This is a genomic window from Lacticaseibacillus yichunensis, from assembly GCF_003946405.1.
Lineage (GTDB): Bacteria > Bacillota > Bacilli > Lactobacillales > Lactobacillaceae > Lacticaseibacillus > Lacticaseibacillus yichunensis.
Genome location: NZ_RHOG01000012.1, coordinates 25,615 through 45,158, shown reverse-complemented (window position 1 = coordinate 45,158; position 19,544 = coordinate 25,615). Strand labels below are relative to the sequence as shown.

General features: G+C 55.6%; 14 protein-coding genes and 1 tRNA gene. 3 read left to right on the top strand and 12 right to left on the bottom strand.

Features of this window, described 5'->3' with window-relative positions; genetic code table 11:
• The first annotated feature begins 100 nt into the window (after positions 1 to 100).
• The gene (gene helD, locus EKM95_RS05355; protein ID WP_125696818.1) at positions 101 to 2,395 is read left to right on the top strand and encodes an RNA polymerase recycling motor HelD; all 2,295 of its coding nucleotides are present in this window, start codon (positions 101 to 103) and stop codon (positions 2,393 to 2,395) included.
• A gap of 125 nt (positions 2,396 to 2,520) precedes the next feature.
• Here the strand turns inward: helD and EKM95_RS05350 are convergent, their stop codons facing one another.
• From EKM95_RS05350 to EKM95_RS05335, 4 genes are all read right to left on the bottom strand, one after another.
• A complete protein-coding gene (locus tag EKM95_RS05350; protein WP_125696817.1) occupies positions 2,521 to 3,042 on the bottom strand; it encodes a GNAT family N-acetyltransferase in 522 nt (173 codons plus the stop codon).
• Positions 3,043 to 3,088: 46 nt separating this feature from the next.
• A complete protein-coding gene (locus tag EKM95_RS05345) occupies positions 3,089 to 3,766 on the bottom strand; it encodes a CPBP family intramembrane glutamic endopeptidase (RefSeq protein ID WP_125696816.1) in 678 nt (225 codons plus the stop codon).
• A gap of 72 nt (positions 3,767 to 3,838) precedes the next feature.
• A tRNA-Thr gene (locus EKM95_RS05340) sits at positions 3,839 to 3,911 on the bottom strand.
• Between the two features lie 214 nt (positions 3,912 to 4,125).
• Entirely contained in the window at positions 4,126 to 4,776 is a 651-nt protein-coding gene (locus EKM95_RS05335; RefSeq protein ID WP_125696815.1) for an HD domain-containing protein, read from the bottom strand.
• A gap of 75 nt (positions 4,777 to 4,851) precedes the next feature.
• Here EKM95_RS05335 and EKM95_RS05330 point away from each other — a divergent pair, with 75 nt between their 5' ends.
• Entirely contained in the window at positions 4,852 to 5,340 is a 489-nt protein-coding gene (locus EKM95_RS05330; RefSeq protein ID WP_125696814.1) for a MarR family winged helix-turn-helix transcriptional regulator, read from the top strand.
• A 262-nt stretch (positions 5,341 to 5,602) separates the two neighbouring features.
• On the opposite strand, the gene EKM95_RS05325 is transcribed toward EKM95_RS05330, so the two are convergent.
• A complete protein-coding gene (locus tag EKM95_RS05325) occupies positions 5,603 to 6,346 on the bottom strand; it encodes a nitroreductase family protein (protein ID WP_125696813.1) in 744 nt (247 codons plus the stop codon).
• A 26-nt stretch (positions 6,347 to 6,372) separates the two neighbouring features.
• On the opposite strand from EKM95_RS05325, the gene EKM95_RS05320 reads away from it, so the two are divergent.
• Positions 6,373 to 8,910, top strand: a complete 2,538-nt coding sequence (locus tag EKM95_RS05320; protein ID WP_125696812.1) for an excinuclease ABC subunit UvrA — start codon at positions 6,373 to 6,375, stop codon at positions 8,908 to 8,910.
• Positions 8,911 to 9,191: 281 nt separating this feature from the next.
• On the opposite strand, the gene EKM95_RS05315 is transcribed toward EKM95_RS05320, so the two are convergent.
• The 7 genes from EKM95_RS05315 to EKM95_RS05285 form a co-directional block, all read right to left on the bottom strand.
• Entirely contained in the window at positions 9,192 to 10,190 is a 999-nt protein-coding gene (locus tag EKM95_RS05315; RefSeq protein WP_125696811.1) for a class C sortase, read from the bottom strand.
• Positions 10,191 to 10,266: 76 nt separating this feature from the next.
• The gene (locus tag EKM95_RS05310; RefSeq protein WP_125696810.1) at positions 10,267 to 12,018 is read right to left on the bottom strand and encodes a SpaH/EbpB family LPXTG-anchored major pilin; all 1,752 of its coding nucleotides are present in this window, start codon (positions 12,016 to 12,018) and stop codon (positions 10,267 to 10,269) included.
• Between the two features lie 33 nt (positions 12,019 to 12,051).
• The gene (locus tag EKM95_RS05305) at positions 12,052 to 13,350 is read right to left on the bottom strand and encodes a pilin N-terminal domain-containing protein (protein WP_125696809.1); all 1,299 of its coding nucleotides are present in this window, start codon (positions 13,348 to 13,350) and stop codon (positions 12,052 to 12,054) included.
• A gap of 1 nt (position 13,351) precedes the next feature.
• Positions 13,352 to 16,660: a vWA domain-containing protein gene (locus tag EKM95_RS05300; RefSeq protein WP_125696808.1), complete on the bottom strand. Its 3,309-nt coding sequence runs from the start codon at positions 16,658 to 16,660 to the stop codon at positions 13,352 to 13,354.
• A gap of 365 nt (positions 16,661 to 17,025) precedes the next feature.
• Positions 17,026 to 18,018, bottom strand: a complete 993-nt coding sequence (locus EKM95_RS05295) for an aldo/keto reductase (protein ID WP_125696807.1) — start codon at positions 18,016 to 18,018, stop codon at positions 17,026 to 17,028.
• A gap of 125 nt (positions 18,019 to 18,143) precedes the next feature.
• Positions 18,144 to 18,953, bottom strand: coding sequence for an HAD family hydrolase (locus EKM95_RS05290; RefSeq protein ID WP_125696806.1), 810 nt, complete (start codon positions 18,951 to 18,953; stop codon positions 18,144 to 18,146).
• A gap of 196 nt (positions 18,954 to 19,149) precedes the next feature.
• Positions 19,150 to 19,491 (bottom strand): hypothetical protein, encoded by a 342-nt coding sequence (locus tag EKM95_RS05285; protein WP_125696805.1) that lies wholly within the window; start codon positions 19,489 to 19,491, stop codon positions 19,150 to 19,152.
• Positions 19,492 to 19,544: the final 53 nt, after the last annotated feature.

Here is a 19,544-nt window from a genome sequence, read left to right as displayed (position 1 = left end):
GCCCTATTTTCCCCAGACCCAACCGCGTCCGGTTCTTACTTTACACAAGCGTGCAATTGGCCTAAACTATTAAGAACATTGTGCGAAGGGAGGCGGCAACGTGGAACTTGCAAGCAGAGATGAGGAACAGGCGCGGGTGACGCGAGTGATGGGCGCGATCGAGGCGCGGCTCGAGGTGGTCGCGCGCCAGATCGACGCGGCGCACCGGGAAACCACGCGCGTCGAGCAGGCTTACGGGGATGCGACGAAGGTCAATATCACCGAGACCGATGACCGAATGGAGACGAATGCCGCTGTCCAGCAACAGAAGATGATGGTCGCGCGGGCGGTCGAAAACGAGACGATTCTGCAGCACGAGGCGCAGCGGCTGCACTTGCTTCAACAGAATCCCTATTTTGGCCGGATCGATATTGAAGAGGACGGCGCGGTCGACACGCTTTATATCGGCATGGGCACGTTCATCGACGAAAATGACGACTTTCTGGTCTATGATTGGCGCGCGCCGATCGCGGCAATCTATTACAATGGCACGCTGGGGCCGGTGACTTACGAAACGCCAGTCGGGCCGGCGACGGTCACACTGCTCAACAAGCGGCAGTTCACGATCGAAAACGGCGCGATCACGAATATGTTCGACACGTCCGAAACGGTCGGCGACGAGATCTTGCAGGCGGTGCTGGGTCAGCAAAGCGACGCCTATATGAAAAATATTGTCGCCACGATTCAGCAGGAACAAAACGACATCATTCGCGACACCAAGGCCGATGTGCTCGTGGTGCAAGGGGTCGCGGGCTCCGGAAAAACGTCGGCGGTCCTGCAGCGGGTGGCGTACTTGCTGTATCACAGCCGCAAAGACCTCGACGCAGATGAAATGGTGCTGTTTTCCCCGAACCAGCTCTTTGCCAACTATATCTCGGCGGTCTTGCCATCGCTGGGCGAAAAAAATATGCGGCAGGCCACCCTTTACGAATTTTTCGCGAAACGGTTCTCGGGGCTTCAGGTCGAGACGCTGTTTGACCGCTATGAACGCGACCGCGCCGGCCTGCCGGATAGTGCCAAGCGCATTCGCCGCTTCAAGGAAAATGCGGCCTACTTAACGCTGATTCGTGCGTATACGCAAACGCCGGATCAGGTACCATTTTTCATCGACATTATGCTCAACGGCGAAGTCTTTTTCTCGGCTGAGACGATCACGAAGATCTACGCGAGCCAGCCGGCCAAGGCGACTGCCGCAAACAAGTTCACGGATACGAAAAATACGCTGATCAAGCGGCTGCGTCAGCGCATCAAGATGTCGCTTGGCGACGATTGGGTGCAAGACGCCCTCGATGCCCTGTCGGATGAGCAGGTCACAACGATGCTGGCGGGCCGGCGCTTTGCGACCGGCGATCAGGAGCAGCGCTTCATCGCGGAAAAATTGGTGGCGAAGGCATTCGCGCCAGTTTATGACGCGATCTATAACGATTATTTCCTGGACTGTTATCAGGATTACGCCCGCTTTTTGACGACCATCACCGCGCCGACAGTCAGTGCCGGGGCGTGGGCCGCGATGGCGGAGGCCTGTGCCAGCGACCTCGAACATCACGAGCTGCGGCTGGAGGATGCGGCGCCGATTCTCTTTTTGCGCGACACGATCACCGGGGGCGGGACGAACCACGCCATTCGGTACGTCTTCGTTGACGAGATGCAGGACTACAGCATGGCCCAGCTCGCCTATCTCCACCACGCGTTTCCCAAGGCCAAGCTCACGCTGCTGGGCGACGCAAAGCAGGACGTGTTCACGAGCGATTATCAAGCTGGCGATTTTCTCGCGACCATCAAGCAAGTCTTCGCGCGTCAGTCGGTGCGCCTGATCACGTTGAACAAGTCCTATCGCTCGACGCGCCCGATCACGGATTTTGCGAAAAATCTGTTGCCGGAGCACGACCACATCCTGGCCTTCAACCGCGATGGCGACCGGCCATTGCTGGTGACGACCACGGCGGCCGCGGTGCGCAACGATCTCACGCGCCTGGTCAACGAACAGCTCAAGTTCAACAACACCGTCGCCATTTTGACCCGTGATCGCGAAACGGCCGAGCAGTTATTTGCGACGCTTCAGCTGGATGTTCCGAGCACCCTTTTGACCCCAGCGGACCACACGATGAAAACGGGCTGCTTGATCATGCCAGTCTACCTGGCCAAGGGGCTGGAGTTTGATGCCGTGATCGGCTATGACATCTCGGCGCAGACCTATGCCGCCGAAGCGGACCGCGACATTTTGTACACCCTGGCGACCCGCGCCTTGCATCACCTGACCCTGGTAGCGCTGGACGAGCCAAGTCCCCTGCTGGCGACGTTACCGGAAGACAGTTTCACCACGATCGACCGCAGTGAAAAGACGTCGCGGGTGTAAGGGACTGGCGCAGTGCCTCTGCCTCGGAGCCGGCACACCCAATTTTTCAAAACAAAGACCCGCAAGCGACGAAAATTTTTCGCGGCTTGCGGGTCTTTTGCGTTCTGAATTTTGAGATCACCGGATCAGGCTTGCGTCGTGGGAATCTGGTAAAGATAGTAGCGCTCCCCGTCGCGCTCATGGATGCCTTGTGACTGGCCGCCGCAGCTTTCGATCACGTGCTGACTGGCCAAGTTGCCGACTGCGGCGCTCACAATGACGAATGGCACGACACCGGCATATTGCGCCACGGCGTCTCGCAGAATCCACTTCGCTAACCCACGACCACGGGCACTTGGCGCAACGTCGTAACCGATGTGGCCGGCATACCCGCGCATCGCCGGGGAGAGATGGGTACGCATGCTGACGCGGCCAAGAATCGCGGTGTTTGCGTCATCGAACAGATACAGCGTGCGTTGCCGCATCCCGGTTTCATCGGGGCGCGCCGCCTGGGCAATGCGGGCCAGCACCGGGGTGATCGTCGCTTCCACCGTCATTTGGCGGATGCGATTTTGGTTGTAGGGATTATCCCGATCATGCGCCAGCGTGTCGCGCCGATAGACCAGGTAGGCCGCGGCATCCGCCGGTGTGAGTGCCCGCATCTGCATGGCGTGCCTCCACTTTCTATTTTCACCTAAGCCTCAGCCCCATTGTTCATGGCAAAAATAGGGCTGCGAAATTATTCAACATGTGAAGCCCGATGCTGTAGCGAAGGTCGCCGGTCAGCGTGTAGGCGCTGGCGAAAACAAAGCCCATCGCCGAATAGACGAGCAAATTGACGGGATCACTGACGCCGGCATGGGCCAAGCCAAAAACGATCGCCGAAAGCCCCGCGGCGAGCCAGCGCCACGATTTTTTCTCCGGATGCGGTACGGCTTGCATCAACAAACCGCGAAACAGCAGCTCCTCCACGGGCGGCGCGCCAACGACGACGATCAGGGTCATGGCAAGCGGCGACTCGGCCAAATATTGCAGGAGCAGATCCTGATTCTGCGATTCGCTGGCCACTTGATGAGAGATCAACACCGACGACAGCGCCTGAACGGCAAAAAGCGCGACGATCAAGCCGACCATCAAGAGTGCCCGCTTGCCGTCAAACGGCTGGCGATGAATGAACGGATCCTGGTCCGCTTGATGATTGGTGGCATACACGCGCCAAAGCAGGGCGATCAACCCGCCGAAGATCGCGGAAAACAGGATGGCGGTGTAAACGACCGGCGTGGTGCCGCGGCTGATCAGTCCCGGCACCAGCACAAACGCCTCGCCGATCTGATAGGCCAGAAACATCACGACCAGGGTGAACACGCGGCGGACAATTGTTTTGACTGACATGAAGGCACCTCGATTCTTGAAAGTTGCGCTGAAGGTAAAAAAAAACCCAACATCCCGCGATGTTGGGCCTGCTGCCGTCTACTGGATTCGAACCAGCGACCTCATCCTTACCATGGATGCGCTCTACCTACTGAGCTAAGACGGCATGGTTGTAAAAAAACCTGCCCAATCAATATACAATGAATCCGCGAATCACGCAAGCCAAAACCACAAAAATGTGCTACTTTTGGGCATTTCTCTCCCTTCGCCAACGAAAAGAGCGCTGCCGCTGGGTGGGCCGCCCCGCAGGCCTATGCCGACGCGCCCCAAACGTCGTTGGCCAGAGGCTCAGCCAGACGCGCGGTTCGCTGGACCCCGGCTTACGCCTCGCCATGCCACTCCGCTTTGAATTCCGCCAGAAAATCCTGCATCACCTTGGCGCGCTGCATCGCGAGGCGTTTTCCCGCTTCGGTGTTCATCGTGGCCGGCAGGCGCAGCAATTTTTCATAAAAATGATTGATCACCGGGACGGCCTCGCGGTAATTCGCCGGGGTGATTGTTTCACGCGGGGCAATGTCCGGGTCGTACATCACGCTGCCATGTGCGCCGCCGAACATAAACGCGCGGGCGATGCCAATCGCGCCCAGCGCATCCAGGCGGTCGGCGTCTTGCACCAGCTGACCTTCTAAAGGCAGGGGTTGGGCCGCGTCCAGATTGCTTTTGAAACTCATGTGATCGATGATGGCCAAGATCAGCTCCTGCGTGTCGGGGGTATCGCCGACTGCCGCCAATTCCGCCTGCGTTTTTGCGCGCGCAACCGCGGGATCGGCCACCAATTTATCGTCGTAGGTATCGTGCAGAATCGCGGCGGCCAGCGCGATCGACGGGTCTGCTTCAGGCGTTTCGGCGAGCAGCTTGCGCGTCGTGGCCGCGACTCGCTGAATGTGGTCGAAGCCGTGGCCGCTGTGATCCGCGCTGGCCGCCTGTTTTGCGTATTCTATTAATGCCCCGAGACGTGTGTTTTCTGTCATCTTGATGCCTTTCATTTGGTTTACCACGGTTCATAACGTTATGATTAAAGTAAGGAAAATAAGAGGAGGATCCCCATGACTGCCAAAAACTTGCGCTATACCCAAACGCTGAACCAGTTCGCCCGGCTCGTGCCGCCGCTGGGTGACGAAAGCCGCCCGATCAGCCAACAGAACCTGCTGTTTTGGGTCGCTGCGGAAAAGACGCCGCCGACGCCCAGCAAAGTCGCCGAGGCGATGGGCATCAGCAAGGCCGCTGTGACGAAAATGCTGACGCCGCTGATCGCCGACCAACTGCTTGCCAAGGAAATGGATACCGCGGACAACCGTTCATTCACGCTGAGTTTGACGGCCAAGGGGCAAGAGGAGTTGATTGCCTTGACGCCGACGTACCAGGCGCCGATGGAAACGGTGCGCGATGGCCTGGGCAAAAAGCGTTTCAAGCAGTTGATCAAATTGCTGGCCAAGGCCAACATTCTGCTCAATCAGGCCCATCCAAACGGCGCCGGCCCGATCGATGTGGACTGCGACGATGAGGAAGAGGACGATGAAGACGACGACATGTAATGGAAGTGGGACAAATGTCGGTTTTGGGTCCGACAGGTAAGTGTCCCAAGCGCCAGGTCCGCACTTTGGACCAGGTGATTGGCACCTTAGCTGCTCGGACCCGGACATTTGGCCCACGACACTGCTGTAAAATCAGCGCACCTATACAGGGGCTGGGATAAAACAACGTTTTTTCCCAGTGCCGTGTCATACATGTGTCATCCAAGACCCGAGGCGAATTGCTTCGGGTCTTTTTTGTCGCACAGGCATCATCCCAATCTCGCTATTCCGCCCGGTCCGGCAAATTGAAACCCTGCCGCTTCAAGATCGCGCCAATCTCATTGCGATGCGCCAGATCGGCGGTCAGCTGTGCCTGCAGCATCGAGGTGAAACGCTCATCCCGCGCGCCCCAGGAACGTGTGGCATAATAAGACTGAACCCGCGCATCGTAATCGCCAAGCGGCACGGCCTTCGGATACGTGTCCTCGCCCACCACCGCGTCATGCGGCAAGCGGGGTTTGGCTTCCGGCGTTTCGGCGGGACGCCCGACAATCAGTCCCAACAGCGGAAAAGTGTGCTGGGGCAAGTTGAGCAAGTCGATCATTTGCGCCGGGTCGTTGAGGATGCTGCCTAGAAAACAGGCGCCCAGTCCGCTTCGTTCCGCGGCGGCCACCATGTTTTGGGCGGCCAGCGTTGCGTCAAAGACGCCAGCCAAAAACGCGTCCCAGTTTTCCAAATTGGCCAGGGACTGCCCGCTATTTTGCATCAACAAATGGTTGCGGTGTTGGTCGACCACGAAGATGAATAAGTCGCCGGTCGGGCCGGCCACAAAATCGCCATGGGTGATGCCTGCGATCACAGCCCGCTTGGCCGGATCCGCGACGTGAATCAGCGAGAACTGCTGGCCAAAGCGCGAACTCGCCGTGGCCTGAGCCACATCCGTTAAGGCGAGGCGTTCCTCCGCCGTCAAGTTGCCGGTGAATTTTCTGATCGAACGATGCGCCAATGCGCGTTGATCCAGCTGCATATTTTTCCTTCTCTCGAGGTGTTTACATGCATTCTACCACGATTCCAAACGCCATCCGCGTGATCGGCGCGTATGAGCACAATCTCAAGCAACTCTCTGTCGACATTCCGCTCCATCAGCTTGTCGCGATCACCGGCCGCAGTGGCTCGGGCAAATCGTCGCTCGCAATGGGCGTGCTGTATTCGGAGGGCATGCGCCGCTATGTCTCCGCGCTGTCCACGTACACGCGGCGCCGGCTCGGCCAGGTCGGGCACGCCAAGGTGGAAAAAGTCGAGCACATCCCCAGCGCGATCGCGTTGCGGCAGCGACCGGTGGTGCCTGGCATCCGTTCGACCGTGGGCACGACGACCGAGGCGCTGAATGTGCTGCGGCTGGCCTTTTCCCGGCTGGGGTCGCCGCGCTGTCCCAATGGGCATCAGGTGCCGCCAACCTTGAAGATCGCCGAGGCGATGGATCTGCCGAATGTGCCGGGCTCTGGCATGGGCGTGATCACCTGCCCGACTTGCGGCGTCGCATTTCGCGCGTTTGGCGCCGAGGATTTTGCCTTCAACTCGACGGGGGCCTGCCCCACCTGCGACGGTACCGGTCAGGCGAAAACACTCGCCGTCAGCCGCCTGATTCCCGATCCAGCGAAAACCATTCGCGAAGGCGCCGTGGCCTCGTGGCGGCTGCCCGGCCGCAACTTCATGCAGATCGTCGCGCAATACGCCGGCGTCGATATCGACACCCCGTTTGAGGATCTGCCCGCCGCCCAACAGGAAATGGTGTGGCATGGCCCACGGCAGACTTTTGCCATCAACATTCCGTCCAAGACGGGCAAAATTTTCCACATGGACAACGCGGTGTACGAGAATGCGTTCAATGCCGTCGAGGATTCAATGAAGACCACGACCAACGAGCGGGCGATCGCGCGGCTGAACAAGTTCTACGAATTCGGCACCTGCCCGACTTGCCACGGCAGCCGCTTCAAGCCGGAGTTGTTGACGCAGTTGCTCAAGGGGAAAAATATTGCGGAAGTGTCCGAGATGACGCTTTCCGAATTAACGGCCTTCATCCCCACTATTTTCACCTGGCTGCCGGATGACATGCAGCCGCTGGCCCAGGACATCCTGCGCGAGTTGACCCAGATTCTGACGCCGTTGCGTGATCTCGGCCTCGGCTATCTGACGCTCAGCCGCGCCGGCATGAGCCTGTCGACCGGGGAACTCCAGCGGATTCAGCTGGCCCGGACGTTGCGCACCCAGACCACCGGCGTCTTGTACGTCCTCGATGAGCCGTCGATCGGCCTGCATCCCGCCAATGTCGCGGGCCTGCTGGAGGTGATGCGCAGCCTGGTCGATCAGGGCAATTCGGTGATTGTTGTCGACCACGACACCGCGATCATCGAAGCTGCCGACCAGGTCCTCGAGATCGGTCCAGGTGCCGGCAACGCTGGCGGCCGCCTGCTCAATCAAGGCATACCAGCCGCCATCGCCGCGCGCCCGACGTCGCTCATCGGCCCATTTCTCACCGGCCAGGCGCCGCTTTCCGTGCGGTCCACCGCCCGGCGTCGCGAGCCGCTGGTGAAAAAATGGTTCGGCGTGACCGTTACCGACCGCTTCAATCTCCATGATCTGACCGTGCGCCTGCCGCTCAATCAGATGTCCGTTGTCTCCGGTTTTTCCGGGGCGGGCAAATCGACGCTGGTGTTCGACGGCCTGGTCCCGGCGCTCACCGCGACCAAGGCCGCCCCGGCGCCGAGTTGGACGCGCGACCTCGTTCGCGGCGGGTTGCGCCGGGTCGTTGCCATCGACGCCAGTCCGGTCGGGAAAAATGTGCGCTCCACGGTGGCCACATACACCAACATTTTGGACAATCTGCGGGCGCTGTTCGCGGGGCTGCCCGAAAGCGCCGAACGCGGCTATACCGCAAGCGATTTTTCCTATAATGTCGCGGCTGGCGCGTGCCCAACTTGCGGCGGCACCGGCACCATCAATCTGGACATTCAGTATCTGCCGGACATGCAAACGGTGTGTCCGACATGCGGCGGCCGGCGCTATGCGCAAAAGGTGCTCGAAGTCCGCTGGCACGACCGCAGCATTGCCGACCTGCTGGATCTCTCGGTCGACGAGGCGTTGCCTGTGCTCGAGGCGCTTCCGGCGATCGAGAAGACCTTGCAGACGCTGCATGATATGGGGCTCGGCTATCTGCATCTGGGCGAAAGCACCCCGACGTTATCCGGCGGCGAGGCCCAGCGATTGAAGCTGACGGCGCACATGGGCCGGGCGCAAAATGGGACGCTGTTTGTTTTCGACGAGCCGTCTGTCGGGCTACATCCCCTTGATGTTCAGGTGCTACTCGGTGTTTTCCAATCGCTGATCGATGCAGGCGGCACGGTGCTGGCGATCGAGCACGACCTGGATGTGCTGGCCAACGCCGATTACATCCTCGACATGGGCCCGGGCGGCGGCAGTGAAGGCGGCCAGATTGTCGCGGCCGGCACCCCGGCGCAGGTCGCAGCCAGTGGCGCCGGCCATACCGGAAAATATCTGGCGGATCATCTGCGGCGGTTTGGGCTGGCGTAAACTGGTTTGAAGGCAGACGCCCTGTGGCCCTATCTCGGCACCTGCATTGGGCTGGTGCGCCTCTCGCTTGTCGGGTCTGCGGCGGTGATTCGGCATCGGGAACTGTAAGGCTGAGGCCCGGGTCTGTGGTTACTATTTAATAGGAAGTAAAATTCGTTTGGGTTGCGGTTTAAGGGCCGCGAAGCGCTGGTATTACGGCGTTTCGCGGCCTTATTAGTGCTGCATTTTGGGCATGAAAAAAGCAGCCGCATTAGAGTTTGCGACTGCTTCTTGTTGACTACTTATGAGGGTGAATGGGAATCCGGTTGGTCGCCTGCACTGTCTGCAGCATGACCGTCCACGTTGTCTCCCGTCGCGCCAGATGCCGGCGATTCGGTGACATTTTTCGCCGCCAACGCCTCGGTGCCGGCGCCGGCCGCAGCCGCCTTCTTCGCCTTATACTTGCGCACCGCCCGCACGATCAGCCAGATCGCCAGCCCAGCACCCACCACCGCCAGGGCGATGATGGCAATGCTGAGCCAGTTGCGGTGCTGATCCGCCTTTTTCGTATCAGCCGCAAGTTCTTCCGTGTACGGAACACGGTGGCCGGTGACGAGGAGGCGGTGGGAATTGATCATGTAAGGGGTGCACGTCATCAAGGTCGCAATATCGCGCCCTGCCTGGAGCTTGAGCGAGCTGGTGTCATCCGGTTCCACGACTTCGATGGTATCGACTTCGTAGGCCATGTGCTTACTATCAACAGTGATAATAAACTGCTCGCCTTTTTTCACCTTCTCCAGGTCGGTGAAAAGTTGCTTGCCGGGTAGCGCGCTGTGCGCCGAGATCACCGTGTGCGTATTTTTCTTGCCTGTTGGAAAACTGGTCCCGGGCAAGACCGCCGCGCCGGATTGAAGCGTCGTTTCATTCGTATCATCGTAGAGTGGAATATTGATGCGAATGCTGGGAATGGTGACCGCCCCGATCAGGTGCTTCTGCAAATACGCAGCTGTCCCACTGACCTTGCCTGTTGCCTTGAAGATGTCGGCGTTTGGCCGCAGACCGATCTCCGCGATCTTCTTGTTTTGCGCCTCGCGCTCGGCGGCTTGCCTCTTGGCATTTTCCTTGATGATCGCCGCGTCTTGCTTCTGCCGATAGGACATAACGAGATTGTTGACCGCATTTGCCACAAAAGGATAGGCGAACACCGCCAGTCCGCTGAAGAAGATGATGATCACCAGAATGTCAGAAAATAGGCGCTTCTTGCGTTTCTTTGTTGGCGGTTGCGTTTCCTTTTTGGCCATACGATCTCCTTTCTACGCCAAAAACGGGCGCGGTGGCCCGTTTCGGCGTGAAGCAAAAGTTAGGATCTTGCGGTGATTAAGCCTTGCGCTTCTTGTTGTAAATGGTCGCGCCACCCATGGCAGCCGCCCCAAGGACAAGGAAGCCAATGATCCCATTGGCACCCGTGACAGGCAGAATGGACTTGTCAGGGGTGTTGGTGATGTTGTCTGTTTTTACACCAGGAATAGTAGTCCCTGGAATATCAACAGCGCTCAGAGAAACAGTGAAAGGCGTGTTTGGATTGGCGCTGATCTCATACCCTTCTGGAGCTTTCGTTTCGGTCAGTGTGTAATTGATAGGATTCTTCTTAGTGCCCCCGTTCCCATCATCTTCCAGCGTTTCCGCTGCGAGGCCACGGAACCCGACAAGGCCACTAGCATTCGACGTGAATGTCGAGACATCACCATTACCTTGCGCAGTCGTAAGCGTCTCACCGACTCCGAGCTTGTACCAAGTGATGCTGGATGGCGCATATACCCCGTCTGCCGGTGCCGAGACATCGTAGTTAAACTTCGCGTATTCGGTTGTCCCGTCGATATTGCGACTCAGAACAAATTCCGCACCTGCCAAAGTCACCTTAGCGTCAGCACTGCTAATCTTAGTGAAATCGTGGCCTGAAGTTTCCACCACCGGTGCACCGTCACTCACCGTGAAGTCGCTTTGACCATCGTGGTATTTCACGTAGAAGTTGTTCCCGATGTCCAGATGTTCGAACGCCGATTCATTGAGCGTAACCTTATATGTGAAGGTCAAGGTCTTGCCAGCCATCTTTTCGAGAAGTTCTTGGGTCTCTTCGTCCAACTGGTTGTCACCCAACTTAAAGTTGTAGTAGAACCCAGCGTTGGCTTCACCGGTGAACCCAGGGACTGTGGCAAGGGACGAGGCCCATCCGTTGTCATTTGAGGTGATTGCACTGCCGAACTCATTGAACTCATCTAACAGATCAATTGGTGTCGCGTCGTTAGTCATAATCGACGTCACCGCCCCGAAATCAGTACCAGATTCGGTCATCACATCGAGGAAGCTCAGATACTGATAGGTGTAATGTTCCTTCTCATCTTCGCCAATGTATGTCTGCAGGATGTTCTCTGGAACTGTCATGGTCGACTTATAGGTCAATTCCTGACCTACTTCGAAGCTGTAAACATCGAAGTCATCCATGATTGTGTTATCAATATAGAGATCTTTTTGTAGGCCAACGTTCTTTGGATAGAGAATCACTTTGTCGAGGCCTTCCAATTCTGAGGACATCCCAACGACCATAGGGGCAGCCCGCATGAAGCTTCCATCATGTGCACTTGCTGTTTCTTCAAACAGATAAATGCTATAACGGGACTTGCCATTGGTGAGCGTCGTCCGAGTTGGTAGTTCGAAGCTCGCAATACCCGTACCTTCTTCGGTAATATCGGAAGGTAGCGCTACGAAAGAGTTCTTCAACTCGTTCCAATGGTCGATCAGGTAGTCGACTGCATCCTCGGCGGAGTCAAAGTCGGATGTATTGTCTTGAACCCACTGTGTCACATTGTATGGCGTGAATGTCACACCGCCAAGCGATTCCAGCGCCTCGAACTCGGAGATGCTACTACCGGTGTTTTGTTCAGTGGTATTGTCATAGATAGCTTTCTTACGGAGCTCAAAAGTTGTTTTCGTAGATGTTTTGTTCTCCGCTGCACGCACGATCACGCCGCCAGTTGAAGCCGTTGCGGCAACCGCGGTCAGTGCCATTGAGCAGGCCATCATTCCGGCCAAAGCGGTGCGGGTAAGTTTGGTAAAGGTTGCTGATTTCATTGATTAAGTTCCCCATAAAGAGTGAGTGTCGGCTTAATTAATAGCCTTGTTTTGTATACGACGGCGAATAATGAACCAGGAGCCAACCATCACAACAAGCCCGATGATTGCCAAGAGCCACGCCTGAGCATCGCTCATGCTTGGTAGCATGCCACTTTGACTCGGCTTGGATGGCGTTGTCGGGGTGGCGGCTGTCGTTGTTGAAGCCTGACTGTTGTAGATACGCGGCATTGCCAGCGCAATTGCTTCTTCCGGAACGATCCCGGATTCTGCTTCCAACAGGTTCTGGCCGTTGATGGTTACATAGTTGAAGTTACCATTTTCGTCATACCATTCTTCTGGAATCTCGATCTTCACTGAGGTCGGCGTCAGGTCATTGATATAACCTGAAACAGACGTCAATTCTTCGAAGTAGAAAGTCCCACTAGGCAGGAAGCGCTGTCCTGAATCGACAAGGCCGCGTTCGTCAGAAACGAACTTATCGACACGAGAGTCGTTCAGTGGGTCAGAAGAGGTGATCCATTCGTTACGCAAGTCAGTTACGGGGCTCATGGACAGATAGAGCTTCTGACCATTTTCGTAACGGGTGATGGCAAAGGTTGCGCCTTGCAGCGGAACTTCGGTGCCATCAGCGTTTTTCCCATACTTGAAGAAGTACGGATCTCGAACGTAACCGATGTTTTTGCTATAAACGTGAATGGTATCGAGCAACTTGGTCTGGTCACTTGGATTAGCAAACGGGGTGATCACCACGATCGGCAGTGCCCGCTTGTACATATCCACGTTGAGCAAGGTGTCTTTATCAACGTGCGTTTCCAAAAGCAAGTAAGCTGCCATTTGGCCGTCGCTGGTATAGGTCGGCAGGTCAAACCGCGCGATCCCGTTTTCGTCCAGTTCCGAGTCATAGCCAGTCTTGCCGGAGCCAGTCGGGGTCACATTGCGGAGATTATTGTCCGCAGCGTATTCCAGCGATTGGCGGCGACCGAGTTTACGGAATTCGTCCACTAACTCGGCTTTCACATCGGCTTGTGATTTACCCGTCCCCTTTGCGGCTTCAAGATCTTCCGCCAAGCGGTCGCTTAGGTCATAAACGACAAAGTTCGCGCCGTTCAACCCAAACGAAAGCGGGTCATTTTCTTTCGCAAGCCCATCGTTTTCATAACTCCAAGGATTCTGTTCATCGACAATTCGCGCTTCACGGAAAACACGTTTGTGAAGCACAACTTGGATGTCATCACTAGAAGCTGGTGCTGCCTGAACAGTTGCCGCTTTTCCAAGGAAAGGCAATGCCATTAAGGCCGCGGCGAGAAATAAAAGCCACTTCTTTTTCATGTTACTGCCCCTCCTTCACAGATTTGCGGTTGTGGACCATCAGCCCACCTGCCAGGAATACCAGCGAGGTGGCCAAAGCGATGTAGCCCCAGATACCAGGTCCGCCAGTACGTGGCAAGATTTCGCGTTCTGGAATGTTGCTTGCCGTGATGGTCACTTTATTCAAGGTATCGCCACCTTGCATTGTATATCCAAGCTTTACCTTAACATCTGCACTGTCGCTACCGGTGTATGCCGTCAGCGTGACGGTGCCATTATTGTTAACTGTGAAGTGGATGTCTTCGTCAAGCTGGAGATAGCCAGCTGGCACTTCGGTTTCTTCAAGCACATAGTCACCAGGGGCAAGTTCGTGCGTGAAAACGATCTTACCATCTGAACCAGTAGCAGTTTCTTCCAAAGTATCGCCATCTTGTTTGAGGGCAAACTTAGCGCCTTCAAGGGCTGCACCCGTTTCGGAATCCGTCTTGATGAACGTCAGCTCGTAGTTCTTAAATTCATTGATGAATTGGTTGTCTGGGCCAAGTGTGCTAGTGACTGACAAGCCGTCTTCGGTGTCTGTCACGAATACAGTGTGGGCCACAGGCTTGATCCCGGTTGGGGCCTCTTCGATCAAGGTATAAATACCCGCCGAAAGACCCGAGAAATCGACACGTCCCTTATCCAAAGAGTATGCGTTTTTTTCTATTTGAGGATTGCTTTGACTGATCAGCGTGAAGCGAATTCCACTCCACGTGGTATTAGTGTCTACTCGATATTTGGTGAAACCAAAGTCGATAGTTTTCAACTCATTTTTCACAATCCAGGTTACAACCCCGTCTTCAGTCCTCGTTGAGTATGTTGGCGCGTAATAACCTGGCACGCGATCTTTCTCGACACCATCGATCACAACTTTTTCAACAACTTGATACTCGATCAACTTGCCATCTTCATACCTCGGTAAGTTTGTGAAGGTGTGTGTCCAATTATTCGAAGTAGAGAGCGTCTCCGATTTGACATTTTCCCAACCACTTGCGTTCTTTCGTTGAAGAACCATCTTCACGTCTTGACGAAGCCCGTTGGCGTTCTCGTCATCATTTATCCAGTCTTTCTTCACAACCAGATCACGTTCTGATTTAAGTCGAACAGACGGAACAGCAAAGTGTAGATGGTCAGCAGTATCCTCCGCGTTGTTCGTCAGATAGGTCGATTTGTTGGTCGGATAGAAGAGCCCATCCTGATATTCGCTCTTCAGCTTCACTTCATAGGTAATACGGTATCCTTGAAGGGTGCCATTATTCCGACCAAGCCAGACGTTGCTAAGGTTGATCTGGTTACTCGAGGTCTGAACATTGATCTGCGCCGCATAATCATTATCTGACTGAGTGATCGTTTGCTGGAGCGGAATTCCAGTATCACCAACCGTCAACCGGTAAGAACGCACTGAACCCGTCTGTAGCGTTACATAATCACTCATAGGATCAACAACAGTCGCATCACAAATAGTCTTCATGAACGGGGCAGAAATGAGATGCAGCGCTTCTTCCAATTCATGGACCTGTTCTGCCTTGAAATTTTGCTTTTCAGGTCCAAGTGCGTCCAGCACCTTGTCTGCATCTGTATTGGTGTAAAGACCGATAGCCCAAGAGGAGACATTGGTAAATTGGTCTAGACGACTATTAATGAAATTGACGGTTCCTGTCACCGTACTCGTGGTCGATACCTGAGTCGTGGCAGCAGTATATTTACGAGCATATCCATTCTGCGAGATGCTTTGCGAAACCTTATTAGTATTTAAGAAAGAAGCTGTCAGAGAGTTCAAGTTGTTGTAACTACCGTAATAGCTGGATGAAGCCTGTCGATTTGGCTCGCCATCTGTCACGGTGATCAACACCTTACGTGCATCGTCTCTTGCGCCCATATCTTCGTTAGATAGAAGATGAAGCCCGGCGTCAACACCTAAAAATGTCGGGGTATTTGCATATGCAGGGGCGTCAAGCAATCGATGATTTTTAAATGTGGCCGCATCCGTTGTAAAACCAGTAAATTTCCCATTGTTATTGAGACTGGTAAAAGACCCAATTTCGGCATAGGAGCGACTGTCTACCTCAGCAAAAGAAACCATACCCATCTGGACATTATTGTTGGTGCCCAGTACACTGTCTGCGAATGTATCGACAGCCTTGACCAACTTTTGCCAGCGAGTATCACCAATCGCGTTCCCTCTGTCATCCTCATCATCCTTGAAGGTCATACTGTTGGAGTGATCAAGAACCATGACGATATCAACTTTCGGAACGGGCTGAATCTGTTCACCGATCATATCGAGCTGAACCTTGAATGTATCCAGATCGTCGGTGGCAGAGACTGTTTTCTTCGTATACCCAACGGTCATATCGCCATCGGTATACTTGTGATAACCCGTATCCATATTGAGGGTGACGTCTGTGGTCGGAGACACTTCAGCATACCGTTCCGGATTCTTCAGACCGTAGTTATAGTTAACGTAGGTCGAATCATCACTGATAGACGTTCCGTGGGAAGGATACCGACTATCATTACCCACACTTGTGTAGGTAAACGGATCGTTTGTTGAGGCGGATCCCGACACACGACTCAAACCGCTCCAGCTCAGAAACGAGGTGATCTGATGTGATTCATCGACTTTCAGACTACTTTCCTCTTCAGACGCTGCGGGGGTAGTCGCGGTCTGGTCAGTCGTATCTGTCTGTGATGGATTGGCTTCCGGGGCAGTTTCCGTTACAGCAGCTTCTTCTTCAGTTGCTGGCACGTCAACTTCTTCAGCCGGCACGTCCACAACACTGGTATCCAGTGTTACTTTGTGGGCGGCGGCGTCGACACCGGTGAGGACATCGGTGTTCCCGTCATCGGTGGTCTGGCTCAATTGAGCCGCAACATACACCGTGTTTTGCGCGCGTGGTGTGGTGAATTTCACAGTCCCGTTGCCACTTTGCGCATATTCTTTTTCGATCCACCACTGCTGGTCAGGGTCATCGCCCTGAGCCTGCATGCGGTGGAAAGCTGTTTGGCCGATCGGCGTCAACTGGGTATCGAAATTCTCGTTTGCGCTGACACGGAGTTTGAGCGCCCGGTCATAACCGGCCGCCTTTTTCTCATACGTGACAGTCCATTCGATAGTCTCACCAGAGGTCACGCCATCGACGGTCATGGAGAGATCATCATTTGCGATGATGCTCTGCGAAACTGTGCTCGACCCGCTCGAAGCTTGCGCAACGCGGGCAGTCACAAGGCTTTGCAGCTGCACCAACAGCAAGATCAGGACCATGACGCCATGGACGATCTTCTTCGTCATTTGCTTCCCCCTAACTTGATTGTAAAAAAACACATCAACTCACACACAGGCACAAGGATCTCGCAACCGGTTCAAATATCATCCCTCCATTCTTGTTATGGAAGCGATAACTTTTGCCATAAATAAATCGTAACAGGTCGGAATGCCGAAAATAAATAATAAACCCCGTTATTGACAAAAATATTTTTCGAATCAAAAAAACTGCCAGCGTTGGCTGACAGTTCATGACGTGTTTATTCTATTGTATATGGGGCAACTCTGACGTCACGGCGGGGCCGCGCGCCCGTTGGGAGAAAACGGCGTCCGATTTTCGTGAGCATCAAAATCACGCAGTCGGACAACCCGTTATTTGAGCAAAACGGCGATCATGACCCGATGATCTGGTCGATCGCGGCCAGTTCATCCGCTGTAAAGGTCAGGTGCTTGGCCGCATCCAAGTTGTCGACAAGATGCTCGACCGAAGTGGTGCCAATGATGACGGACGTGACGACCGGATCATGAAGGAGCCAGGCGAGCGCCATTTGGGCCAGCGTCTGGTCACGATTTTTCGCCAGCTCGTTGAGCGCGTTGAGCTGCTTGACGACGGCTTCGCGGCCCCCTGCAAAAGTCGCCTCGTTGGTCGGGTGAATCTTGAACGACGCCGGAATGCCGCCGAGATAGCGATCCGACAGCAGGCCCTCCGACAGCGGCCCATACGCGACCAGCCCGTCCCCGGTCTTGCGCAACAGGTCCAGCAAGCCGCTGGTCTCAACGCCGCGATTAAATAAGTTATAACTCATCTGGTCAACGACAAACGGCGTGCCCAGCTCGCGGAAGAGCTTGATGGCTTCCTGCGCTTGCGGCGTCTGGAAGTTGGAGATGCCGATGTAAAGCGCCTTGCCCTGCCGCACGACGTCATCCAGCGCGCGGACGGTTTCCGCCAGGTCGACGGTGTCATCGAACCGGTGGGCGTAAAACAGGTCGACGTAATCCAACTGCAGCCGGCGCAGCGAGTCGTCGATGCCCTGAAGCACCGCCTTGCGCGAGGTGCCAGTGCCGAATGGGCCGGGATGGATCTCGTAGCCGACCTTCGTTGAGATCACCAATTCGTCGCGATAAGGCGCGAGTTCGTTGTGCAAAATTTGGCCGAGCAGGCTTTCACTGGAGCCGAAATCCCCGTCGCCATAATGATTGGCCACATCGAAGTGGAAGACGCCGTGGTCAAACGCGGACAGAATCACTTGCCGGCGCGCCGCCAGTGGATCGGCGGACCCGAAATGTTGCCACAGGCCGAGCGACACGACAGGCAGTACCAACCCAGACTTGCCGGCATGACGCACCGGCAGCTGGTCATAACGATCACTTTTTGCAGAATACATGGCGAATCCTCCTTTTGTCTCACTCAAGCGTAGCACGACTCTTGGGAAAATAGTGTGCAGAAGCCTTCATGTTGCGCCGCTGGGGCGATCACGCGAATCATTTTTCCAAAAAGACCGCATGGTGATCACGCGAACCAATTTTCCAAAAAGACCGCGACGCCATCTTCCGTGTTGGCCAGGGTCTCGTAGCGGGCGGCTTGTTTGACTTCCGGCACCGCGTTGCCCATTGCGACGCTGATGCCGGCTTGGGCGAGCATCCCCATGTCGTTGAGGCCATCGCCAAACGCGATCGTGCGACTGGCCGGGATGCCGGTTGCGGCCTGAAGCTCCGCAACCGCGTGGGCCTTGTCGACGTTGTGGGGAATGAGCTCGATGTTGGTGGGATCCGACGCAGACACGTGCAGTAGCGCGCTGGCGGTCAAGGCGTCATGCGCCCGCTGCAAGGCCCCTGCGTCGTTCATGCTGAGGACCAGGCCGTTGGTGATCGCGTCCGCTTTTTTCAACAAGCCCGCCTCGTCGAAAAGCTGCTCCACTTCGATCGGCGCATCATCGGTGACAAACATTGCCAGCGCGGCTTCCAAGGCGGCTGGCGGCGTGCGCGTGTAATAGACGTGGCTATCGCTGAAAAACACGGCGTTCAGCGCTTCGGCAGCGGTCGCCCGCTCCGCCGCAGTCAGGGCCGCCTCGCCCAGCAAATGATGGACGCGCCGGCCGGCCACTTCATAGACGGCGCCGTTTGACGCGATGACTTTCGCTTGGGGTCCCACTTCGGCCGCCATTTGTTCGGCGAGATTGTACATGCGCCCGCTTGCCACATAAAAATCGTTGCCCGCGGCCATCAGTTCGTTGAGCACGCGGCGCACCCGCGGCGTCACGTGTTTATGATCAACGGCCAGCGTCCCATCGATATCGCTGACGATCAGATAGTTGTCCAAAGCGCCATCCTCCTTTGCGTACAACTTATTTTCGCCTAATTGTTGAAGCGTGTAAAGCGTTGAGGTTCGGCCTGTTTTGGCTGACCCGATCCTAATCTTTGACGATTTCCGCCAGCAGGTGTTACCATCACGAAGCGAATTCAAAGCACGCGCAAAATAAAAAGGCGACCAGCTAACGCAGCCAGTCGCCTCGGGCTCAGCGGCCCTGTGGAATCTTTGTTTCTTGTTCTTTGAACCAGTCGCTCCAGGAAACGTCTGGGATGCCGGATTCGTTGAAGGTCGTCTTGAGGACGGAAAGCAGTTCAACGAAATTGTCATGGCGGGCAACAAGGAGCCCCGCGATGCGCGCCTCAGAGGACAGCGCCGGATTGTCGATCAGCCACTGGTTGATGTCGGCGATGTGGCCGGTGCCATCGATCTGGGCGATCACATCAAGTCCCTCATTAGAGAATTTATCTAAGTAGAATTTTGCAAAGCTTTCAACCGCCGCGTTTTGCGCATCCGGTGTCAGTTCATTGATCGTGACTGATTTTGCCATAGTTCAGCCATCCTTTCCTGAGTGTACTACCTCTATACGATAGCCAAGTGCGG